Source organism: Stenotrophomonas muris, from assembly GCF_052751275.1.
In genome coordinates this window covers 4,380,829-4,401,261 of sequence record NZ_CP199879.1, presented here as the reverse complement: position 1 = coordinate 4,401,261, position 20,433 = coordinate 4,380,829, and the positions used below count along the sequence as shown (strand labels likewise).

The 20,433-nt window shown below is 67.5% G+C and carries 21 protein-coding genes; 7 read left to right on the top strand and 14 right to left on the bottom strand.

Annotated features, from left to right (window positions below; translation table 11 throughout):
- Position 1 precedes the first annotated feature (1 nt).
- Positions 2-1,186, bottom strand: coding sequence for a multidrug efflux RND transporter periplasmic adaptor subunit SmeD (gene smeD / locus ACUVWL_RS20415; RefSeq protein WP_049439978.1), 1,185 nt, complete (start codon positions 1,184-1,186; stop codon positions 2-4).
- A gap of 224 nt (positions 1,187-1,410) precedes the next feature.
- Between smeD and smeT the strand changes: the two genes are divergently transcribed.
- The gene (gene smeT / locus ACUVWL_RS20410) at positions 1,411-2,070 is read left to right on the top strand and encodes an efflux transporter SmeDEF transcriptional repressor SmeT (protein ID WP_032961200.1); all 660 of its coding nucleotides are present in this window, start codon (positions 1,411-1,413) and stop codon (positions 2,068-2,070) included.
- A 46-nt stretch (positions 2,071-2,116) separates the two neighbouring features.
- Positions 2,117-3,109: a Gfo/Idh/MocA family protein gene (locus tag ACUVWL_RS20405; protein ID WP_014648460.1), complete on the top strand. Its 993-nt coding sequence runs from the start codon at positions 2,117-2,119 to the stop codon at positions 3,107-3,109.
- 96 nt (positions 3,110-3,205) lie between these two features.
- Here the strand turns inward: ACUVWL_RS20405 and hslU are convergent, their stop codons facing one another.
- The 8 genes from hslU to ACUVWL_RS20365 all read right to left on the bottom strand — a co-directional run bounded on the left by hslU (position 3,206) and on the right by ACUVWL_RS20365 (position 10,697).
- Positions 3,206-4,579, bottom strand: a complete 1,374-nt coding sequence (gene hslU, locus ACUVWL_RS20400; protein ID WP_445978700.1) for an ATP-dependent protease ATPase subunit HslU — start codon at positions 4,577-4,579, stop codon at positions 3,206-3,208.
- Positions 4,580-4,682: 103 nt separating this feature from the next.
- A complete protein-coding gene (gene hslV / locus ACUVWL_RS20395) occupies positions 4,683-5,234 on the bottom strand; it encodes an ATP-dependent protease subunit HslV (protein ID WP_005411093.1) in 552 nt (183 codons plus the stop codon).
- 85 nt (positions 5,235-5,319) lie between these two features.
- On the bottom strand, positions 5,320-6,216 hold the full coding sequence (gene xerC / locus ACUVWL_RS20390) for a tyrosine recombinase XerC (protein ID WP_069117843.1): 897 nt from the start codon (positions 6,214-6,216) through the stop codon (positions 5,320-5,322).
- Between the two features lie 16 nt (positions 6,217-6,232).
- Positions 6,233-6,907 carry a DUF484 family protein gene (locus ACUVWL_RS20385; RefSeq protein ID WP_014648463.1) on the bottom strand — a complete coding sequence of 225 codons (675 nt, stop codon included), beginning with the start codon at positions 6,905-6,907 and terminating at the stop codon, positions 6,233-6,235.
- Positions 6,904-7,755 carry a diaminopimelate epimerase gene (dapF, locus tag ACUVWL_RS20380; RefSeq protein ID WP_049439987.1) on the bottom strand — a complete coding sequence of 284 codons (852 nt, stop codon included), beginning with the start codon at positions 7,753-7,755 and terminating at the stop codon, positions 6,904-6,906. The genes ACUVWL_RS20385 and dapF overlap by 4 nt, the downstream gene beginning before the upstream one ends.
- Positions 7,748-8,020: an LPS translocon maturation chaperone LptM gene (gene lptM, locus ACUVWL_RS20375; protein WP_014648465.1), complete on the bottom strand. Its 273-nt coding sequence runs from the start codon at positions 8,018-8,020 to the stop codon at positions 7,748-7,750. Before lptM ends, dapF begins: the two co-directional genes overlap by 8 nt.
- A gap of 82 nt (positions 8,021-8,102) precedes the next feature.
- Positions 8,103-8,531, bottom strand: coding sequence for a YbaN family protein (locus ACUVWL_RS20370; RefSeq protein WP_014648466.1), 429 nt, complete (start codon positions 8,529-8,531; stop codon positions 8,103-8,105).
- Positions 8,532-8,585: 54 nt separating this feature from the next.
- Complete coding sequence (locus ACUVWL_RS20365) at positions 8,586-10,697, bottom strand: S9 family peptidase (RefSeq protein ID WP_049406041.1); 2,112 nt, start codon at positions 10,695-10,697, stop codon at positions 8,586-8,588.
- Between the two features lie 143 nt (positions 10,698-10,840).
- Here ACUVWL_RS20365 and ACUVWL_RS20360 point away from each other — a divergent pair, with 143 nt between their 5' ends.
- A complete protein-coding gene (locus tag ACUVWL_RS20360; protein ID WP_049406038.1) occupies positions 10,841-12,034 on the top strand; it encodes a pyridoxal phosphate-dependent aminotransferase in 1,194 nt (397 codons plus the stop codon).
- A gap of 118 nt (positions 12,035-12,152) precedes the next feature.
- Here ACUVWL_RS20360 and ACUVWL_RS20355 read toward each other — a convergent pair whose 3' ends face one another.
- On the bottom strand, positions 12,153-14,249 hold the full coding sequence (locus ACUVWL_RS20355; protein ID WP_126411375.1) for a prolyl oligopeptidase family serine peptidase: 2,097 nt from the start codon (positions 14,247-14,249) through the stop codon (positions 12,153-12,155).
- 69 nt (positions 14,250-14,318) lie between these two features.
- A complete protein-coding gene (locus tag ACUVWL_RS20350) occupies positions 14,319-14,642 on the bottom strand; it encodes a hypothetical protein (protein ID WP_346601753.1) in 324 nt (107 codons plus the stop codon).
- 128 nt (positions 14,643-14,770) lie between these two features.
- Between ACUVWL_RS20350 and ACUVWL_RS20345 the strand changes: the two genes are divergently transcribed.
- The gene (locus ACUVWL_RS20345; RefSeq protein ID WP_014648471.1) at positions 14,771-15,373 is read left to right on the top strand and encodes a lipocalin family protein; all 603 of its coding nucleotides are present in this window, start codon (positions 14,771-14,773) and stop codon (positions 15,371-15,373) included.
- 96 nt (positions 15,374-15,469) lie between these two features.
- Here the strand turns inward: ACUVWL_RS20345 and ACUVWL_RS20340 are convergent, their stop codons facing one another.
- The 3 genes from ACUVWL_RS20340 to ACUVWL_RS20330 form a co-directional block, all read right to left on the bottom strand.
- Positions 15,470-16,159: a methionine ABC transporter permease gene (locus ACUVWL_RS20340; RefSeq protein WP_014648472.1), complete on the bottom strand. Its 690-nt coding sequence runs from the start codon at positions 16,157-16,159 to the stop codon at positions 15,470-15,472.
- A complete protein-coding gene (locus tag ACUVWL_RS20335; protein ID WP_014648473.1) occupies positions 16,156-17,163 on the bottom strand; it encodes a methionine ABC transporter ATP-binding protein in 1,008 nt (335 codons plus the stop codon). The genes ACUVWL_RS20340 and ACUVWL_RS20335 overlap by 4 nt, the downstream gene beginning before the upstream one ends.
- 210 nt (positions 17,164-17,373) lie before the next feature.
- Positions 17,374-18,270, bottom strand: a complete 897-nt coding sequence (locus ACUVWL_RS20330; RefSeq protein WP_014648474.1) for a DMT family transporter — start codon at positions 18,268-18,270, stop codon at positions 17,374-17,376.
- Positions 18,271-18,425: 155 nt separating this feature from the next.
- Between ACUVWL_RS20330 and ACUVWL_RS20325 the strand changes: the two genes are divergently transcribed.
- The 3 genes from ACUVWL_RS20325 (at position 18,426) to ACUVWL_RS20315 (ending at position 20,376) form a co-directional block, all read left to right on the top strand.
- The gene (locus ACUVWL_RS20325; RefSeq protein WP_006471121.1) at positions 18,426-18,908 is read left to right on the top strand and encodes a YajQ family cyclic di-GMP-binding protein; all 483 of its coding nucleotides are present in this window, start codon (positions 18,426-18,428) and stop codon (positions 18,906-18,908) included.
- A gap of 101 nt (positions 18,909-19,009) precedes the next feature.
- Complete coding sequence (locus ACUVWL_RS20320; RefSeq protein ID WP_049406028.1) at positions 19,010-19,576, top strand: DUF1415 domain-containing protein; 567 nt, start codon at positions 19,010-19,012, stop codon at positions 19,574-19,576.
- Complete coding sequence (locus tag ACUVWL_RS20315; RefSeq protein WP_032961223.1) at positions 19,573-20,376, top strand: SDR family oxidoreductase; 804 nt, start codon at positions 19,573-19,575, stop codon at positions 20,374-20,376. Before ACUVWL_RS20320 ends, ACUVWL_RS20315 begins: the two co-directional genes overlap by 4 nt.
- Positions 20,377-20,433: the final 57 nt, after the last annotated feature.

Sequence of the window (20,433 nt, the reverse complement as noted above, 5' to 3'; positions counted from 1 at the left end):
CTTACTTCGCGTCGCCGGCCGGGGCGGCAGGCTGGGCGGCTGCCGCCGGCTTGGCCGGTGCGTCGCCCTTCTCGGTGGCCTTGACCGGCATGCCGGGGCCGATCTTCTGCAGGCCTTCGACGATGACCTTGTCACCGGCCTTCAGGCCGTCCTCGACCAGCCACTTGTCGCCGACCGTGCGGCTGACCTTGACCGGGCGCACTTCGACCTTGTTGTCCTTGCCGACCACCATCGCGGTGGTGTCGCCCTTCGGGTCGCGGGCGATGCCCTGCATCGGCACCAGCACCGCATCGCTGCGCACGCCGCCGCCGATCACCGCACGCACGTACATGCCCGGCATCAGCAGGCCGTCCGGGTTGTCCACCTTCACGCGCAGGCCGAAGCTGCCGGTGGTCGGATCGACGCTGACTTCGGAGAACTCCAGCGTGCCCTTGTGCTCGAAGGTGCTGCCGTCTTCCATCAGGATGCTGACCGGCAGGGTCTGGTTGTCCTGCAGGCGGCCGGCGGCCAGTTCGCGGCGCAGCTGCAGCAGCTCGGCCGAGGACTGGGTCAGGTCGACATAGATCGGGTCCAGCTGCTGCACGGTGGCCAGTGCGTTGGCCTGGCCGGCGCTGACCAGCGCACCCTGGGTGACGCTGGACTTGCCGATGCGGCCGCTGATCGGCGCGGTGATGCGGGCGTAGCCCAGGGTGACGTTGGCCGCATCCAGCGAGGCCCTGGCGGCACCGACGTCGGCCTCGGCCTGCTTCTGCGCGGCGACGGCGTTCTCCAGGTCCTGCTGGCTGACCGCATCGACCTTGGCCAGCTCGGTGATGCGCTTGGCACTCAGGCGCGCGGCATTGGCGGTGGCTTCGGCGCGGGCCAGCTGGGCGCGGGCGTTGTTGGCCTGGGCCCGGTAGCTGGCATCGTCGAGCTGGTACAGCGGCTCGCCGGCCTTGACCATGCCGCCCTCGGTAAACAGGCGCTTGGCCACGATGCCATTGACCTGCGGGCGCACTTCGGCGACCAGGAAGGCATTGGTACGGCCCGGCAGTTCGCGGGTCAGGCCCACGGTCTCGGACTTCAGCGTGACCACGGTGACGTCACCCGGGCCCTGCTCGGGGGCCTGGGGTTGGCCGCCGCAGGCAGCCACGGTCGCGGCGATTGCCAGCGACAGTGCAAAGGGTCGGATTCGGCTCAGCAACATGACGGAAAGGCTCTTGGAGGAAGGAATCTCAGAGGGAGCTGATATCGATGGACGTTCCCCTTCCGGTGAAAGCCCGCAGATCGCGCCCACCCGGGTGGAGTGGGCGCCGGACCGGCCTGCCACGCACACGACGGGAATGATGGGTGCGAAATATACATACATGATTGTTTGTTTGTAAACCGGTACAATTCAGCCACGTTTCACCCGCACTCGTACCCACACCCATGGCCCGCAAGACCAAAGAGGACACCCAGGCAACCCGGGAAGGCATCCTTGACGCCGCCGAAGCCTGCTTCCATGAACACGGCGTGGCCCGTACCACGCTGGAGATGATCGGTGCCCGCGCCGGCTACACCCGTGGCGCGGTCTACTGGCACTTCAAGAACAAGAGCGAGGTGCTGGCCGCCATCGTCGAGCGCGTGCACCTGCCCTTCATGCAGGAACTGGAGCGCACCTCCACCGACCAGCGCGACACCCCGGTGCACGACCTGCGCGCGGTGATGATCCACTCGTTCATCGAGCTGTCCGAGGACGAGCGCCTGCGCAAGACCATGGAGATCATGCTGCGCAGCGATGCGTCGGCGGACACCAGGGTGCTGACCGAAATGCAGCAGGCCGGATTCCGCGATGCGCTGGACCGGATGGAGCGTGCCCTGCGCCGCGCCCGCGATCTGGGCCAGCTGCGCGAAGGCGCCGACCCGAAAATCGCCGCGCGCATGCTGCACGCCACCGTGCTGGGCGTGCTGCACGGCGCGATGGTCGAACCGGAACTGATGGACCTCAAGCGCGATGGCATGCTCGCGCTGGACATGACCCTGGCCGCCTACGTGAAGGATGGTGTGTTCGTTCCCGGCACCGTCCCCGAGCCGCTGCCCGAGGCGTGAACGAGGCTGCTCCCATCACTGCGGCCCCCCCTGCAAGGGCAGATCGATGATCCTGGACAACGTGGTGTGGGGCTTCATCGGGTGTGGCAGCGTCACCGAGAAGAAGAGCGGGCCAGCCCTGGCCAACACGCCGGGCTCACGGGTAGTGGCGGTCATGCGCCGCAATGCCGCATTGGCCGAAGACTATGCACGCCGCCACGCGATTCCGCGCTGGTACGCGGACGCCGATGCACTCATCGCCGATCCGGAGGTGAACGCGGTCTACGTTGCAACACCGCCCTCCACGCACATGCACTACGCATTGCAGGCGATTGCTGCGGGCAAGCCGGTCTACATCGAAAAGCCGATGGCCATGGACCACGACGAGTGCCAGCGCATCATCGCGGCCAGCGCCCGCAGCGGCGTGCCCGTGTTCGTGGCCTACTACCGCCGTGCCCTGCCCCGCTTCGCACAGGTGAAGCAGCTGCTGGACGACGGCGCGATCGGCACAGTGCGCGCCGTGCGCGCCACCCTGCACCGGCCGCATTCAGTGGATGCCGCATCGCCTGACTTCTGGCGGACCAACCCCGCGATCGCCGGCGGCGGGCTGTTCGTCGACCTGGGCTCGCATACCCTGGACCTGCTCGACCATCTGCTGGGGCCGCTGAGCGATGTGCGTGGCCTGGCCAGCTCGTTGACCGGCGCCTACGCCGCCGAGGACAGCGTCTCGATGTGCTTCCGCACCGGGACGGGGACACACGGCATCGCGCAATGGAGCTTCTGCGCGTTCCGCCGCCAGGATCAGATCGAGATCACCGGCGACCGTGGGCAGCTGCGCTTTGCCACCTTCGAGGACGTTCCGGTGGAGCTGGAAACCGAAGCGGGCGTGCAGGCCTTCGACATCCCGAACCCGTCGTCGATCCAGCAGCCGTTGATCGCCTCCCTCGTCGACGAACTGCGCGGCAACGGGCACTCGCCCTCGAACGGCATCAGCGCCGCCCGCACCAGTGCAGTGATCGACCAGGTGCTGCGGGACTACCGCACCCGGCAATCGCACTGACCGCACAGGAAAAAGGCCACCTTGCGGCGGCCTTTTCTGCTGCAGTGGGCGGGGTCAGCGCCCTCGCCACGGCGAGGGATCCGACCCCACCGGGCATTACAGGATGTAGCGGCTCAGGTCCGGGTCCTGCACCAGTTCACCCAGGTGCTTGTCCACGTAGGCGCTGTCGATGGCCAGGGTTTCGCCGTCGCGGTCCGGTGCCTCGTAGCTGAGCGAATCCAGCAGGCGCTCCAGCACCGTATGCAGGCGACGCGCGCCGATGTTTTCCTGGCGTTCGTTCACCTGGAAAGCGATCTCGGCCAGACGATCAATGGCATCGGCAGCGAAGCTGACCTTGACGCCTTCGGTGGCCAGCAGTGCTTCGTACTGCTTGGTCAGCGCGGCCTTCGGTTCGGTCAGGATGCGCACGAAATCGTTCTTGCTCAGCGCACCCAGCTCCACGCGGATCGGGAAGCGGCCCTGCAGCTCCGGAATCAGGTCGCTGGGCTTGGCCAGATGGAACGCGCCCGACGCGATGAACAGGATGTGGTCGGTCTTGATCGTGCCGTACTTGGTGGACACGTTGGAGCCTTCCACCAGCGGCAGCAGGTCGCGCTGCACGCCTTCGCGCGACACGTCACCACCACCCACGTTGTCGCCACGCTTGGCGACCTTGTCGATCTCGTCGATGAAGACGATGCCGTGCTGCTCGCAGGCCTCGATCGCGGCGGTGCGGATGTCGTCCTCGTTGACCAGCTTGCCCGCTTCTTCCTCGATCAGCAGCGGGCGCGCGGCCTTGATGGTCAGCGTGCGCTTGTGCGCCTTGGCGCCGCCGCCGAGGTTGGCGAACATCGACTTCAGCTGCTGGCCCATTTCCTCCATGCCCGGCGGGGTCATGATGTCCATGCTGACGTTGGCGGCCAAGTCGAGTTCGATCTCGCGCTCGTCCAGCTCACCGTTGCGCAGCATCTTGCGGAACTTGATGCGGGTCTCGTTGTCCTGCGCCGACGGCTCGTTGCGGGCGACTTCCGGATCGAAGCCGATGCCACCGCTGCGGCGCGGCAGCAGCGCATCCAGGATGCGGTCTTCGGCACGCTCTTCGGCCTGGGTGCGTACGCGCACCTTGGCCTGTTCGCGATAGAGCTTGACCGCGGTATCGGCCAGGTCGCGGATGATCTGCTCGACGTCCTTGCCGACGTAGCCGACTTCGGTGAAGCGGGTGGCTTCGACCTTCACGAACGGTGCGTTGGCCAGCGTGGCCAGGCGGCGCGCGATCTCGGTCTTGCCGACGCCGGTCGGGCCGATCATCAGGATGTTCTTCGGCATCACTTCATTGCGCAGCTCGGGCACCAGCTGCATGCGGCGCCAGCGGTTGCGCAGGGCGATGGCCACGGCGCGCTTGGCGTCGTGCTGGCCGACGATGTGCCGGTCCAGTTCCTGCACGATCTCGCGCGGGGTCATGGTGGCGGAGGAAACTTCGATCTTCGACATGGATGTGCTCACGGATTCTTTGTCGGTAGTGCCGGCCGCTGGCCGGCAACCAGGCACGCGTGCGGGGGATCATGAGGTTGCCGGCCAGCGGCCGACGCTACCCTCACAGCTCCTCGACCACCACGTTGCGGTTGGTGTAGATGCAGATGTCGCCGGCGATGCCGATCGCTTCGCTGGCGATGGTGCGCGCATCCAGTTCGGTGTGCGCCATCAAGGCGCGTGCGGCCGACAGTGCATACGAGCCACCCGAGCCGATGGCGATGATGCCGTCCTCCGGCTCGATCACATCGCCGGTGCCGCTGATGATCAGCGAGGTTTCCTTGTCGGCCACCGCCAACAGGGCTTCCAGCTTGCCGAGGCGGCGCTCGGTGCGCCAATCCTTGGCCAGTTCGACCGCAGCACGCTGCAGCTGGCCATGCTTTTCCAGCTTGGCCTCGAACAGCTCGAACAAGGTGAAGGCATCGGCGGCGGCACCGGCGAAGCCGGCCAGCACCTGGCCATCACGGCCGAGGCGGCGCACCTTGCGCGCGTTGCCCTTCATCACGGTGTGGCCCAGCGTGACCTGGCCGTCGCCGGCAATGGCCACGTGCTCGCCGCGACGGACGCAGACGATGGTGGTGGCGTGGAAAACGTTGGGGTTCTGACTGGGGTCCATGATGCCTCCGGGGTGACAGAACCAGAGGTGGGGACTGCGCTGCGCCCTTCAAGCCACCCGCGACCGGCTGCCGCAGGGGCAACGTTCAGCTTTCTCCGCTGCCGTCGTTGCTGCGTCGACGCTTCGCGCGCGGATGCGCGGCGTCGTAGACCTTGGCCAGGTGCTGGAAATCGAGGTGGGTATAGATCTGCGTGGTGGCGATGTCGGCGTGGCCCAGCAGCTCCTGCACACCGCGCAGGTCGCCGGACGATTCCAGGATGTGGCTGGCGAAACTGTGCCGCAGCATGTGCGGGTGCACGTGCTTGAACAGGCCCTGGCGCTGCGCCAGCTGGCGGATGCGGATCTGCACCGCGCGCTGGCTGATCGGCCCGTTGCGGCCGGGGAACACCGGCGAGGCCGGGCCGCCGCCACTTTCCGCGCGCCACGCCTGCAGCGCTTCGCGCGCCGGCCGACCGAACGGCACCCGGCGCTGGCGGTTGCCCTTGCCCAGCACGTTCACCAACCCGCTGTCGAAATCCAGATCGCGCCAGGTCAGCGCGCAGACTTCGCTCAGGCGCAGGCCAGAGGAATAGAACAGTTCCAGCAACGCGCGGTCACGGCGGCCGAGCTCACCCTCCGGCTCCAGCTCGACCAGCTGCACCGCCTCATCGGCGTCGAGGACCTGTGGCAAGCGGCGCGGTGCGCGCGGTGCCTTCAGCGTCGCTGCCGGGCTGACCTCGATGCGCCCGTGCTTGAGCAGCCAGGCATAGAAGCTTCGGCAGGCCGACAGGCGCCGCTGCAGGCTCTTGGCCGACAGGCCACGCCGGTGCTCATCGGCAACGAACTGGCGCACCGCCTCGGCATCCAGTGCCTCCACCGCCACGCCACGCGGCTCGGCCCAGGCCGACAGCGCGTCCAGGTCGCGGCGGTAGGCGTCGAGCGTATGCGCCGACATCCGCCGCTCCACCTGCAGGTGCTGCAGGAAGGCCTGTACCGCGCTCATCGTCGTCGCAACCTGCTCAGCCCGGGAAGCGCTTCAGGCCAGTGACCAGCGCGTCACCCATCATGCGCAGGAACAACGTCCCCATGCCCGGGTAGAAGCGGTTCGGGTCGTGGCTGCCGACCGCGATCAGGCCCACGCCCGGTAGCGGCAGCAGCGCGGTGGTCTGCACTTCCTCGCTGCGCACGCCGTACAGCACGGCATTCTTTTCCGGCTGCAGGCGGCCGCAGATCGGCTCGCCATCGTTCAGGCAATCGCGGAACGGGCCCAGCTGCGGATCATCCGCGGCAATCACCTGCAGCCAGTCGGCCTGTTCCAGCCCGGCCACTGGCGTGTGCACCACCAGCCGCACCAGGTCGCCGGCGAAGTCTTCCTGCAGCGAGGCGGCCATCGCGCGCAGGGTGTCAGCCGCGTTGTCCTGCTTCATCAGCGCCAGGGTCAGCTGGTGCGTGCGCACCGCCAGGCGCTCATTGACCTGGGCGGTCGCGCCCAGATCGGCCAACCGTCGTGCCAGCTCGCGGTTCTTCTCGCGCAGCACTTCCAGCTGGTAGCTGGCCAGCGACGCGGTCGGGCCGTCGTCACGCGGCACCACCAAGGTCAGGGCCAGGTCCGGGAACTGCTTGAGGAAGCCGGGATGACGCCGCAACCAGGCAGCGACTTCATGGGCCCCGAGCTTGTCGACGGTTTCGGTCATGCGATCCACTCCCCTTCGAAGACGAATGCGGTCGGGCCCGCCATCACCACCGGCTGGCCATCGCCCGGCCACTGGATGCGCAGGTCGCCACCGGGCAGGCTGATGCGGGCATCGCGCTGCAGGCGACCGCGCTGCATCAGGGTCACCGCGGCGGCACAGGCACCACTGCCGCAGGCCAGGGTCTCGCCGACACCGCGCTCGAACACGCGCAGGCGGGCGTGGGCCGGGCTCATCACCTGGGCGAAGCCCACGTTCACCGAGCGCGGGAACGACGCATGCTGCTGCAGCAGCGCACCGACGCGCTCGACCGGTGCAGCATCGACCAGGCCCACTTCGATCACCGCATGCGGGTTGCCCATCGACACCGCGGCGAAGCGTACGCTCTCGCCCTGCAGCGGCAGCAGGTATTCCTCGCGCGCGTGCGCAAAGCCCATCAGCGGCACGTTGGCCGGCTCGAAGGCGGGCACGCCCATCGTCACCGCAAACTGCCCTTCGCCCAGCACCTTCACTTCATGGCTGGCCAGCGGGCTGTCGATGACGAATGCACCGCCCTGCGCACTGCCCTCGCGCACCAGCCAGGCGGCGATGCAGCGCGCGCCGTTGCCGCACTGCTCGGAATTGGAGCCGTCGGCATTCCAGATGCGGTACGAGGCCACCGAACCGTCCGCACGCGGTGCCTCGATGGTCAGGATCTGGTCGCAGCCAACGCCGGTGTGGCGGTCGGCCAGGCGCGCGGCCAGCTCGGGCGTGGGCGGTGCGGTGCCGTCACGCAGGTCGATCACTACGAAATCATTGCCCGCGCCATGCATCTTGCTGAAACGCAGGGCCCTGGAACCGGCCTTACTCATTCCCGCTGCCCGCCTTCTTCGCGGGCGTTGGCGCCGGCTGGGTGGCCGGTGCGGCCGGCTCCACGGTCGTGGCCGGGGTGCCGCTGCCCTGGGTCTGCGGCGCGGTCGCCTCGGTGGCGGGCTCGGCAGCGGGTTCGACGGTTTCTTCCACCGGCACCGGCTTCTGCGGCAGTACCAGCGGGCCCTTGTTGCCGCAGGCGGCGAGGAGCAGCAGCGAGGCCGCTGCCAGCGGAATCAGGATGGCGTTTCGATGGGGGATCTTCATGCCCCGAGTATAGCCATTGGCGGCTGAGCGGTTGGTGCAGGGAATCGGGTGGCCGGCCAGCGGCCGGCACTGCCGCCGGCGCTCAATCCGCGGGCGGTGGTGGCAGCGGCCGCGTCCACAGCCAGATTGCGACCACGGTCATGCTGCCGATCGAGAACCACTTCACCCAGGCGATCGGCACGCACCACAGCATGATGCCGGCGCATACCGCCATGGTGATCGTGGCCATCCACTTGCCGTAGCGGCTGACCGCCCCGTGTGCCTGCCAGTTGGCGATGGCCGGGCCGAAACGCGGATGCTGCAGCAGCCAGGTATGCAGGCGCTCCGAACCGCGCGAGGCGGCCCAGGCCGAGATCAGGATGAATACGGTGGTCGGCAGCCCCGGAACGAAGATGCCGACGATGCCGGTGCCCAGGCTGACGTACGCCAGCAGCCACCATGCCCAGCGGAAACGCACCACGCGCGGCGGCGTGGCGCTATCGCGGGGTGCAGATGGCTCGGGCTGGCTCATGGCCGCAAGGATACCGGTTCGGGGTGCCAGGCAGCGCCCGGCGCCCCTTCGCCGTTACGGCTGGGCGATGCCCAGCTGCTGCAGCACGAACGCGTACGACTCGGACAGTTCACGGTAGCGCTGGAAGCGCCCCGACTTGCCGCCGTGGCCAGCTTCCATGTTGGTGCGGAACAGGATCGGGTAGTGGCCGGTGTTGTCATCACGCAGCTTGGCCACCCATTTGGCGGGCTCCCAGTACTGCACCTGCGAATCCCACAGGCCGGTACCCACGTACAGCGCCGGGTACGCCTGCTGCTTCACGTTGTCATAGGGCGAGTAGGACAGCATGTAGTCGTAATACGGCTTCTGCTCCGGGTTGCCCCACTCGTCGTATTCGTTGGTGGTCAACGGAATGGTCGGGTCGAGCATGGTGGTGACCACGTCGACGAACGGCACCTGCGCCACCATCACCCGGTAATCCTGCGGCGCCTGGTTGGCCACCGCGCCCATCAGCAGGCCGCCGGCGCTGCCACCGGACGCGGCCACGCGATCCTTCGCCGCCCAGCCCTGTGCTACCAGGCCACGGGTGACGTCGATGAAGTCGTTGAAGGTGTTCTGCTTGTGCAGCAGCTTGCCGTTCTCGTACCAGTCGCGTCCCATCTCCTGGCCGCCACGGATGTGGGCGATGGCATACACCACGCCACGATCAAGCAGGCTGACCGCGGTCTGGTTGAAGTACGGATCCATCGACATGCCGTAGCTGCCGTAGGCGTACTGGAACAGCGCGCCCTTGCCGTCCTTCTGGTAGCCCTTGCGGTAGACCAGCGACACCGGCACCTTCACGCCATCGCGCGCGGTGATCCAGACGCGGTCGGTCTCGTACTTCGAGGCGTCATAGCCGATCACCGGCTGCACCTTCAGCTGGCGACGCTCGCCGGTGGCGGTGTTCAGCTCGAACACGGTGGTCGGGGTGGTCATCGAGGTGTAGACGTAGCGCAGCCACGGCGTATCGGCCTCGGTGTTGTCGCCCAGGCCCATCGAATAGGCCGGCTCGTCGGCCTTCACGTAGTCGCTGCGCCCGTCCTTGAACAGCAGGCGGATGCGCTCCAGGCCCTCGGACCGTTCGGCGATGGCGGTGTAGGTGTCGAACAGTTCGAAGCCTTCGATGAACACCGCATCGTCGTGCGCGATCCAATCCTTCCATTGCGCGCGCGAGGTGGCATCGGTCGGCGCGGTGACCAGCTTGAAGTTCTTCGCACCGTCGTTGGTGCGGATCACCCAGCGGCCGTCATGGTGGTCGGCGTCGTACTCGACATCGCGCTGGCGCGGCGCCAGCACGGTGAAGGTGGTCGGGTCGCTGGCCGGCGCGTAGCGCTCTTCCGAGGACACGGTGCTGTGCACGCCGATGGTGATGAAGCGATCGTCGCGGGTGCGGCCGATGCCCATGTAGAAGCTGTCGTCCTTCTCTTCGTAGACGACGGTGTCGGCGCTGGCCGGGGTGCCCAGCACGTGCTTCTTCACGCGCACGGTCAGCAGCGTTTCCGGATCGTTCTCGACATACAGCACGGTGCGGTTGTCGTCGGCCCAGACCAGGTCGCCGGAGCTGCCGGTGATCACATCGGGCAGCACCGTGCCGGTGGCCAGGTCCTTGAAGCGGATCGTGTACTGGCGGCGGCCGACGTCATCGTCGGCCCAGGCCAGCAGCTGGTTGTCCTGGCTGACTTCCATCGAGCCGACGCTGAAGTAGCCCTTGCCGGCGGCCATTGCGTTGACGTCCAGCAGGATTTCCTCGGCCGCCTCCATGCTGCCCTTGCGGCGCGCGTGGATGGGGTAATCCTGGCCGGTCTCGAAGCGGCTGTAGTACCAGTAGCCGCGCTCGCGCGCCGGCACGCTGGAATCATCCTGCTTGATGCGGCCGACGATCTCCTTGTACAGGGTGTCTTCCAGGGGCTTCAGCGGTGCCAGCAGCTGGTCGGCGTAGGCATTCTCGGCCTGCAGGTAGGCCAGCATGTCCTTGTTCTCGCGCTTGTCGTCGCGCAGCCAGTAATAGTCATCGTTGCGGGTCGCGCCGAACGGCGCCTTGACCACATGCGGATGCTTGGCGGCATCCGGCGGAACGGGCGGCGTGGCGGCGGTAGCAGTCGTGGTCATCAGGCTGGCGAGCAACAGGCAGAGGGTGGACTTCATGAGATAAGGCTCCTGGCGCATCAATGCAATGGTCTTCGACGGGGTCAGATCCCTTTTCCCGAAAAGGGATCTGACCCCAATCTCGGCAATGCGGCAACCCTGCGGAACGTCATGGGTTGCGCCGGCCGGCGTACCATGGGCACATGAGCACCCCGCCCCACACGCCGGGCTACAGCCGGCGCAGCCATGAAATCGCTCCGTTCCACGTGATGTCCCTGCTGGCCCGCGCGCAGGCGCTGGAACAGGCAGGCCACGATGTGATCCACCTGGAAATCGGCGAACCGGACTTCACTACCGCCGAACCCGTCGTGCGTGCCGGCCAGGCCGCACTGGCCGCCGGCCACACCCGCTACACCGCCGCGCGCGGCCTGCCGGCGCTGCGCCAGGCGATCAGCGGTTTCTACCGCAGCCACTATGGGCTGGATGTCGATCCCGAACGCATCCTGGTCACCCCGGGTGGGTCCGGTGCGCTGCTGCTGGCCAGCAGCCTGCTGGTCGACCCCGGCCGCCACTGGCTGCTGGCCGACCCCGGCTACCCCTGCAACCGCCACTTCCTGCGCCTCGTCGAGGGCGGCGCGCAGCTGGTGCCGGTCGGCCCGGACACCGCCTACCAGCTGACCCCTTCGCTGGTGGAACAGCACTGGAATGACGACAGCGTCGGCGCGCTGGTCGCCTCACCGGCCAATCCGACCGGCACCGTGCTGTCCGCCGACGAACTGGCGGCACTGTCGCAGGCCCTGCACGCGCGGGGCGGCCACCTGGTGGTGGACGAGATCTACCACGGCCTGACCTACGGCCTGGATGCGCCCAGCGTGCTGCAGGTGGACGACAGCGCGTTCGTGCTGAACAGTTTTTCCAAGTACTTCGGCATGACCGGCTGGCGGCTGGGCTGGCTGGTGGCACCGCCTGCAGCGGTACCGGACCTGGAAAAGCTGGCGCAGAACCTGTACATCAGCGCCTCCAGCATCGCCCAGCACGCCGCGCTCGCCTGCTTCAGCGAGGAATCAATGGCGATCTTCGAACAGCGCCGTGAAGCGTTCCGCCAACGCCGCGACTTCCTGCTGCCCGCGTTGCGTGAGCTCGGCTTCCGCATTGAAGTCGAGCCGCAGGGCGCGTTCTACCTGTACGCCGATGTCAGCGCGTTCACCGACGACGCGCAGGCGTTCTGCGCGCACTTCCTGGAAACCGAGCACGTGGCATTCACCCCGGGCCTGGATTTCGGCTTCCATCGCGCCAACCAGCATGTGCGGCTGGCGTATACCCAGCAAGTACCGCGGTTGCAGGAGGCGGTGGCGCGGATCGCACGCGGGTTGAAGCGTTGGCAGGGATCACGTTGACGGCAGTGCCGGCCGCTGGCCAGCAACCCGGGAATGCCTGAATGATGCGGTTGCCGGCCAGCGGCCGGCACTACCGGTAAAGAAAAACGCCGCCCTGGGGCGGCGTTTTCCGTTCTGCTTACTTGCCGCCCAACCGCTCCCACAGGAAGCTGTAGGCCAGCGCGGACATATGCGCGGCCTGTGCGTTGTTGGCTGCGCCGCCGTGGCCCCCTTCGATGTTCTCGTAGTAGGTCACGTCCTTGCCGGCGTCGATCATCTTCGCCGCCATCTTGCGGGCGTGGCCCGGGTGCACGCGGTCATCGCGGGTGGAGGTCGTGAACAGCACCGGCGGGTAGTTCTTCTTCGCGTTGAACAGGTGATACGGCGAGAAGGTCTTGATGAATTCCCAGTCGCTGGTGTCCGGGTTGCCGTACTCGGCCATCCACGAGGCGCCGGCCAACAGGTGGCTGTAGCGCTTCATGTCCAGCAGCGGCACCTGCACCACCACCGCACCGAACAGCTCCGGGTACTGGGTCAGCATGTTGCCGGTCAGCAGGCCACCGTTGCTGCCGCCCTGCACGCCCAGGTGCTTGGCGCTGGTGATCTTGCGCTTGACCAGGTCCCGCGCCACCGCGGCCATGTCTTCATAGGCCTTGTGACGGTTCTGCTTCAGCGCCGCCTGGTGCCAGCGCGGGCCGTACTCGCCGCCGCCGCGGATGTTGGCGACCACGTACACGCCGCCCTTCTCCAGCCAGGCGCGACCCATGCCACCGGAATAGCTCGGGGTCAGCGAGATCTCGAAACCACCGTAGCCATACAGCAGGGTCGGGTTGGAGCCATCGAGCTTCATCGCCCTGTCGTGCACCACGAAATACGGCACGCGGGTGCCGTCCTTGCTGGTGGCGAAGTGCTGCTCGATCACCTTGCCCTTGGCATCGAAGAAGGCCGGCATGGTCTTCAGCGTTTCCGGTGCCTGGCCGATCTCGGCCAGGGCCAGCGTGGTCGGCGTCAGGTAATCGGTGGCGGTCAGCCACACCGCGTCGCTGTCATTGCTGTCCACCGCAGCCACGCCCAGCGTGCCGAAGGCCGGGGCGCCGACGAAGCGGCTGGTCTGCCAGCCGTCGGCACCCGGGGTCAGCACCGACAGGCGGTTCTTGACGTCGTCCAGCACGTTCAGCACCAGGTGGCTCTTGGTCCAGCTGGCACTGGCCAGTGAGGTGGTCGCGGTCGGGGTGAACAGCACGTCGAAGTCGCGCTTGCCGGCCAGGAAATCGTCCAGCTTCGTCGCCAGCAGCGAACCGGACGCGTAGGTCTTGCCGCCCACGGTCCACGGATCGCGCAGTTCCAGGGTCAGCCACTGCTTGTGCAAACCCTTCTCGGCCGAGTTCGGCGCGTCGATCTTGGTCAGCGTGCCGTCGTCGCCACGCAGGTAGAGCTCGTTGTTGTAGAACGCCAGGGTGCGGCTGACCAGGTTGCGTTCGAAGCCCGGGGTGTCATCGTGCATCGCCGCGATGTACATGTCCTCCGGCTTGCCTTCGTACACCACGGTGGCCGAGGACATCGGCGTGCCGCGCTTCCACAGCTTGGCCACGCGCGGGTAGCCGGAGGTGGTCATCGAGCCGGCACCGAAGTCGGTGTAGACGAACACGGTGTCGCGATCGACCCAGTTGAGGCCGCCCTTCGACTCCGGACGGAAGAAGCCGTCCTTGATCCAGGTCTTGTTGGCCAGGTCGAACTCACGGGTGACGTCGGCGTCGGCGCCGCCGCGCGACAGCGCGATCAGGCAGCGGCTGTAATCCGGGCGCAGGCAGTCGGCGCCGTGCCAGACCCAGTTCTCGCCCTCGGCCTTGTTCAGTGCATCCAGGTCGAGCACGGTCTCCCACTGCGGCGAGGCCTTGCGGTACTCGGCCAGGGTGGTGCGGCGCCACAGGCCGCGCTCGTGCTGCTGGTCCTTCCAGAAGTTGTAGTAGTAGTCACCGATCTTCTGCACGCCGGGAATCTTGGCGTCGGAGTCGAGCACCTCGCGGATGCTGGTCTCCATCTGCTTGAAGGCCGGGGTCTGCGCCAGGCGCGCCTCGGACCTGGCATTCTGTTCCTTGACCCAGGACAGTGGCTTGTCGCCGGTGACGTCCTCCAGCCAGGCGTAGCGATCGGTGTCTTCAGCGGCCACGGCGGTCCCCACCGAGGCAGCGGTCATCATGCCGGCCAGCAGGCAGGCGGAAGCGAGTCGTGACATTGCAGCTCCAGGCAGTCATAAGCCGGGGAACGCTAGCACGGAATGTCGCGGCCTCCCCCGTGTCGAAGGTCAGGCCGTGGCCGCCGGACCGCGCCGGCCGCGTGCGGCGGAAGCCGGCCGACGGCGCGCCTGTCCACCGGTACGCCGCGCCCGCCGTCGCCATGACGGGTGCGGCAGCGGAAAGCGCAGCAGCGCCCACCAGGCGGCGAGCGGCATGCCCACCAGCCACATCGGCAGCCAGCCCAGCCACGCGCTGCTGCCGCGTGCCGCCGGCCAGACCAGGATCAGCGCCAGTCCGGCCAGCGCCAGTTGCCGCACGCCGCGCAGCAGGCGTGGGTCGGCGCGTTCGATGACGCGTTCAGTTGCAGGGCGACGGACGGAACGAGCGTTCATGGGGGCTTCTCCGGTAGACAATGCAACACAGCTTGGGCAAGCCCCTTCTCACAGGATGCGACACCATTGACGGATCGCGTGCACACAGTCGACCATGCGCGTGCAAGCCCACTGGAGCCCGCTCCCGCATGACTTCGATCCGCCCGTTCTGCGCCGTGCTGCTGGCTCTGTCCCTGGCAGGTCCTGCCATGGCCGCCAGTGAGCCGCCGTCGCCCCGCGCCAGCGCCACCGACGCGGCCGACCCGGGGGCGCCGATCGACCTGAAGCGCTTCATGGGCACCTGGTATGTGATCGGCCGCGTGCCGAACTTCATCGAACGCGGGCATGTCGCCAGCGTCAACGAGTACGAGCTGCGCGACGAGCACAAGGTCGCCATCACCTACCGCTACCGTGATGGCTTCGGCGAACCACTGCAGGAAATTCGCGCACGTGCCAGCGTCGATCCGGACAGCGGCAACCATGGCTGGCGAACCTGGTTCTATCGCGTGGTGCCGACCCATTCGCGGGTACTGGAAGTGGCCCCGGACTATTCATGGGCACTGATCGGTTATCCGGGCCGCGAAATGGCCTGGATCTTCGCGCGCAAGCCGGACATGGACAAAGCCCTGTACAAGGAGCTGGCCGAGCGCCTGCGCGACGAGTACGGCGTGAACACCGACAAGCTCAAGCGCGTGCCTCAGCATCCGGAACAGGTCGGCAAGCTGGGCTACGAAGTACCGAACGCGCGTTGACCGCACGTGGAATTGCCGGCCAGCGGCCGGCACTACCGTTTTTTTCCCGGCAATCGGGTAGAGCCGGCCGCTGGCCGGCTGCCGCCCGGCATTCTGTTACTTGCGGCTGTAATGCGCGACCAGGCGGTCGCCGAGCATCTGCAGCAGCTGCACCAGGACCAGCAACAGGACCACGGTGACCAGCGCCACGTCGGTGTGCGAACGCTGGTAACCATCGCGGAACGCCAGGTCGCCGAGGCCACCGGAACCGATCGCACCGCCCATCGCGGTGAAGCCGATCAGGGCCACGGTGGTGACCGTCGCCCCGGCGATCAGCCCCGGTCGTGCTTCCGGCAGCAGCACCCGGGTGACCAGCTGCCAGGTGGTGGCGCCCATCGCCTGGGTCGCCTCGATCACGCCACGATCCACTTCGCGCAGCGCGGTCTCGACAAGGCGCGCGTAGAACGGCGCCGCGCCGATCACCAGCGGCACGATCGCGCCGCGCACGCCCAGCGAGGTACCCATCAGGAACAGCGTGACCGGGATCAGCACGATCATCAGGATGATGAAAGGCACCGAGCGCAGCAGGTTCACCACCAGAGCCAGCACGCCATAGGCAAACGGCCGGCGCTTCATCTGCGGCGCCCCGAACAGGTACAGCAGCACGCCCAGCGGCAGGCCGATGGCCAGGGTCAGCGGCAGCGAACCGAGCAGCATCAGAAGGGTGTCGAAGGTGGCCTGGCCGATGTCGGCCCACTTGCCCGCATCCAGGTGACGGAAGAAACCGCCGGCAGTGGCGATGATCATCGACGCAGCTCCTCGACATGCACGCCGGCAGCCACGAAGGCAGCCTGCGCGGCGGACTGGTCACCGCCCACCAGGGCGACCACCAGCTGGCCATAGGGGGTGTCCTTGATCCGGTCGATACGGCCGGACAGGATGTTGTAGTCGACCCCGGTCTGGCGCGCGACGCTGCCCAGCAGGGGTTCGTAGGTGTCGCCGCCGAGGAAGGTCAGGCGCACGATGCGCCCGCCCACCACGTCGAAATCGCGGTGCAACGCCCCTTCGTCCACGTGCTCCGATTCGCTGACGAACCGCCGCGTGGTCGGGTGCTGCGGATGCAGGAACACCCGGGTAACCGGACCGGTCTCGACCATCTGGCCAGCATCGAGCACGGCCACGCGGTCGCAGACACGGCGGATCACGTCCATCTCGTGGGTGATCAGCACGATGGTCAGGCCCAGCTCGCGGTTGATCTTCGACAACAGCGACAGCACCGAGGCGGTGGTCTGCGGATCCAGCGCGCTGGTGGCCTCGTCGCACAGCAGGATCTGCGGGCGGGTCGCCAGCGCACGGGCGATGCCGACACGCTGCTTCTGGCCGCCGGACAGCTGCGCCGGATACTTCTGCGCATGCGCTTCCAGGCCCACGGTCTGCAGCAGCTCGGCCACGCGCGCGTCGATCTCCGCCTGCGGCGTGCCGGCCAGCTCCAGCGGGAAGGCGACATTGCCAGCCACCGTGCGCGACGACAGCAGGTTGAAGTGCTGGAAGATCATGCCGATGCGCCGGCGCAGCGTGCGCAGGCCGTCCGCGTCCAGTGCGGTGACATCCTCGCCACCGATCAGCAGCCGGCCACCGCTGGGTTCTTCCAGGCGGTTGATCATGCGGATCAGGGTCGACTTGCCGGCGCCGGAATGGCCGATGATGCCGAATACCTCACCGGCCTCGATGGTCAGGTCCAGCGGTTGCAGCGCGCTGACTTCGCGGCCGGCAACGGCATAGGATTTGTGCAGGCGCTGGAACTCGATCACGGGCGTGGCTCACCGGCTGGGTGACGGAAGGGGGCGTGCAGCCTACCAGCGCAGGCGGTCGCGCGCCCGCGCCATGGGCCAGAATGTTATTCCTTTTGGTTCTAAGCCGCCCGCGCCGACGTGTTGGCTGGGGTCAGAGCCCCTGCGGGGATCCGACCCCGGGGTCGGATCCCCGCAGGGGCTCTGACCCCATTCCCAGGCCCAACCGGCTCAGGGATGGTCCAGCGGCTTCGGTGGCTGCACCCGGTTCAGGCGCTCACGATGCAGCAGGTACAGCCCCGAAGCCACGATGATCGCGGCGCCCACCCAGGTATAGCCATCAGGCAGCTGGCCCCAGAAGGCCAGATCCCAACCGATCACCCAGACCAGGCCACTGTATTCCAAGGGCGCGATCATCGAGGCCTCTCCCAGCTGGAACGCCTTGGTCAGGGCGATCTGGCCCAGCGCCCCGGCCAGGCCCATGCCGGCGATCAGCGGCGCATGCGCCAGCTGCAGCGGCACCCAGCCGGGAAGGGACAGCAGGCCGGCACCGATGGCCATGATCACCAGGAACCAGACCACCATCGACTGCGAGGTATCGGTGCGGGTCAGCAGGCTGACCGTGATCGCCGCCACGGCATAGGCGGTGGCCGCAGCCAGCACCATCAGGCCGGGCACCGAGATGAAACCGTCCACGCCCGGCCGCAGCACCACCAGCACGCCGACCAGGCCGATGCCGATGGCGACCCAGCGCCGTGGCCCGACCCGCTCGCCCAGCAGCGGTACCGACAAGGCGGCGATCAGCAACGGGGCGACGAAATAGATGGTGTAGGCGGTGGACAGCGGCAGGTCGCGCAGGGCGAACACGAAGCAGCCGATCATCGCCATGCCCAGCGCGCCACGCAGCAGGTGCAGGCCCCAGCGACGCGGCACCAGCGAGCGCGGGCCGGCGCTGGCCAACACCCAGACCAGCACGAACGGCAACGAGGCCGCGCCGCGCAGGAAGGTCACCTCCAGGGTCGGATAGCTGGCCGACAGCTGCTTCATGCCAGCGTCCATCAGCGAGAAACAGGCGACCGCAGCGACCATCCAGGCCACCGCACGCGAAGGGGAGCGTTGCACGTTCATGGCCCATTATCGCCCGGTCGTCGCTTTCTGTAGAGCCGAGCCCACGCTCGGCTGCTCTTCACAAAGCCGCCGAGCGTGGGCTCGGCTCTACAGGGGACGGGCATGCGGGCCCTCGCGATAGAATGATCGCCACTGAAACCTGCGGAGCACCGCCCATGCCTTCCTTCGACGTCGTGTCCGAAGTCGACACCCACGAGCTGACCAACGCCATCGACCAGGCCAACCGCGAACTGGCCACCCGCTTCGACTTCAAGGGCGTGGACGCAAAGTTCGAGCGCGACGGCGATGTCATCAACCAGACCGCGCCGACCGAGTTCCAGCTCAAGCAGATGAACGACATCCTGCGTGCTCGCCTGGCCGCACGCGGCATCGACGTGCTCAGCCTGGAGTTCGGCGACATCGAGACCAACCTGGCCCAGGCCCGGCAGAAGATCACCGTCAAGCAGGGCATCGAGCAGAAGATCGCCAAGAAGATCGCGGCGGCGCTGAAGGATGCCAAGCTGAAGGTGGAAAGCCAGATCAACGGCGACAAGCTGCGCGTGCAGGGCAAGAAGCGCGACGACCTGCAGGACGCCATCGCCGTGCTCAAGGCCGGCAAGTTCGAGCTGCCGCTGCAGTTCAACAACTTCCGCGACTGAGGCATCCGCCGGGCATGCCCCGGCGCTGCCAGCGGCAGGCACGACGGCGCGTTGCCAGCGACGCGCCTACAATGGCGGCCCCGCCAGCCGACGTGCCCGCCATGACCGATTCCCCCCTGCCCACCGATGACCCGATCGCTGCCACCCGCCTGTGGCTGGAGCGCATCGTCATCGGTCTGAATCTGTGCCCGTTCGCCAAGGCGGTGTATGTGAAGGACCAGGTCCGCATCGTGCTCAGTGATGCGACCACGCCGGAAGCGCTGGTTGAGCAGCTGGCCGAGGAACTGGTGCTGTTGCGCGATACGCCGGCCGAGCAGATCGATACCACGCTGATCGTGCATCCGCAGGTGCTGACCGACTTCCTCGACTACAACGATTTCCTCGACAACGCCGACGCCGCGATCGAGGCACTGGACCTGCAGGGCATCCTGCAGGTGGCCAGCTTCCACCCGGACTACCAGTTCGACGGCGTGGCAGCGGACGACGCCAGCAACTACACCAATCGCGCGCCCTTCCCCACCCTGCACCTGCTGCGCGAAGACAGCGTGGCGCGCGCAGTGGATGTCTATCCGGACCCGGACGTGATCGTCGAGCGCAACATCCAGACCCTGGACCGCATCGGCGTGGACGGCTGGCATCGCCGCCTGCGTGGCGAAGACCTGACGTGAGCACGGTGCCGCCGATTGCCGCATGGCCGGCCGCGCCGCTGTCGGGCAAGGTGGTGCTGGTCACCGGCGGCGCCAACGGCATCGGCCGTGGCATCGCACAGGCCGTGCTCGGTGCCGGCGGACGCGTGCTGATCGGCGACCTGGACGTGGAGGCCGGCGAGGCGTGCCTGGCGGAATGGCAGCGTAGTGGCGAGGCCGCATTCCAGCGCCTGGACATCACCGACGAAGCCAGCGTGCGCGACTTCATCGCCGTGGCCCTGCGGCGTTTCAGCCGTATCGACGGGCTGGTCAACAACGCGGGCATCGCCGGACCGCATGGCACGCAGCTGCAGGACATGGACTGGGACGAGTGGCAGCGCCGCCTGTCCTCGCTGCACGGTGCCTTCCTGTGCAGCAAGCACGCACTACCGGCGCTGACGGCCAGCGCCGCCGGCGCAATCATCAACATCGCCTCGACCCGCGCCTGGCAATCCGAAGCGCACAGCGAGGCCTATGCTGCGGCCAAAGGCGGGCTGGTGGCGTTCACCCATGCGCTGGCGATCAGTGCCGGCCCAACGGTGCGGGTCAACAGCATCAGTCCGGGCTGGATCGGCACCACGGCCTGGCAGGCCCCCTCGCGGCGACACGCACCGGAGTACTCCGCCATCGACCAGGCACAGCACCCGGTCGGCCGGGTCGGCCGCCCCGAGGACATCGGCGCGCTGGCGGTGTACCTGCTGTCGTCGCTGTCCGGCTTCAGCACCGGCCAGGACTTCATCGTCGACGGCGGCATGACCCGGAAGATGATCTACGCCGAATAGAAAAAGGGGACGGAGGGGATTAAGTCGTTTGTGCACAAACGACTTAATCCCCTCCGT

Excerpts from the sequence above, each read along its gene's own strand:
- ACUVWL_RS20385 (WP_014648463.1), bottom strand. The coding sequence starts at position 6,907 with ATGACCGAAACCGTCGACAAGCTCGGGGCCCATGAAGTCGCTGCCTGG.
- ACUVWL_RS20350 (WP_346601753.1), bottom strand. The coding sequence starts at position 14,642 with ATGAACGCTCGTTCCGTCCGTCGCCCTGCAACTGAACGCGTCATCGAA.
- lptM (WP_014648465.1), bottom strand. The coding sequence starts at position 8,020 with ATGAAGATCCCCCATCGAAACGCCATCCTGATTCCGCTGGCAGCGGCC.
- ACUVWL_RS20405 (WP_014648460.1), top strand. The coding sequence starts at position 2,117 with ATGATCCTGGACAACGTGGTGTGGGGCTTCATCGGGTGTGGCAGCGTC.
- hslU (WP_445978700.1), bottom strand. The coding sequence starts at position 4,579 with ATGTCGAAGATCGAAGTTTCCTCCGCCACCATGACCCCGCGCGAGATC.
- ACUVWL_RS20325 (WP_006471121.1), top strand. The coding sequence starts at position 18,426 with ATGCCTTCCTTCGACGTCGTGTCCGAAGTCGACACCCACGAGCTGACC.
- dapF (WP_049439987.1), bottom strand. The coding sequence starts at position 7,755 with ATGAGTAAGGCCGGTTCCAGGGCCCTGCGTTTCAGCAAGATGCATGGC.
- ACUVWL_RS20370 (WP_014648466.1), bottom strand. The coding sequence starts at position 8,531 with ATGAGCCAGCCCGAGCCATCTGCACCCCGCGATAGCGCCACGCCGCCG.
- ACUVWL_RS20365 (WP_049406041.1), bottom strand. The coding sequence starts at position 10,697 with ATGAAGTCCACCCTCTGCCTGTTGCTCGCCAGCCTGATGACCACGACT.
- smeT (WP_032961200.1), top strand. The coding sequence starts at position 1,411 with ATGGCCCGCAAGACCAAAGAGGACACCCAGGCAACCCGGGAAGGCATC.
- smeD (WP_049439978.1), bottom strand. The coding sequence starts at position 1,186 with ATGTTGCTGAGCCGAATCCGACCCTTTGCACTGTCGCTGGCAATCGCC.
- ACUVWL_RS20360 (WP_049406038.1), top strand. The coding sequence starts at position 10,841 with ATGAGCACCCCGCCCCACACGCCGGGCTACAGCCGGCGCAGCCATGAA.
- xerC (WP_069117843.1), bottom strand. The coding sequence starts at position 6,216 with ATGAGCGCGGTACAGGCCTTCCTGCAGCACCTGCAGGTGGAGCGGCGG.
- hslV (WP_005411093.1), bottom strand. The coding sequence starts at position 5,234 with ATGGACCCCAGTCAGAACCCCAACGTTTTCCACGCCACCACCATCGTC.
- ACUVWL_RS20345 (WP_014648471.1), top strand. The coding sequence starts at position 14,771 with ATGACTTCGATCCGCCCGTTCTGCGCCGTGCTGCTGGCTCTGTCCCTG.
- ACUVWL_RS20320 (WP_049406028.1), top strand. The coding sequence starts at position 19,010 with ATGACCGATTCCCCCCTGCCCACCGATGACCCGATCGCTGCCACCCGC.
- ACUVWL_RS20330 (WP_014648474.1), bottom strand. The coding sequence starts at position 18,270 with ATGAACGTGCAACGCTCCCCTTCGCGTGCGGTGGCCTGGATGGTCGCT.
- ACUVWL_RS20355 (WP_126411375.1), bottom strand. The coding sequence starts at position 14,249 with ATGTCACGACTCGCTTCCGCCTGCCTGCTGGCCGGCATGATGACCGCT.
- ACUVWL_RS20340 (WP_014648472.1), bottom strand. The coding sequence starts at position 16,159 with ATGATCATCGCCACTGCCGGCGGTTTCTTCCGTCACCTGGATGCGGGC.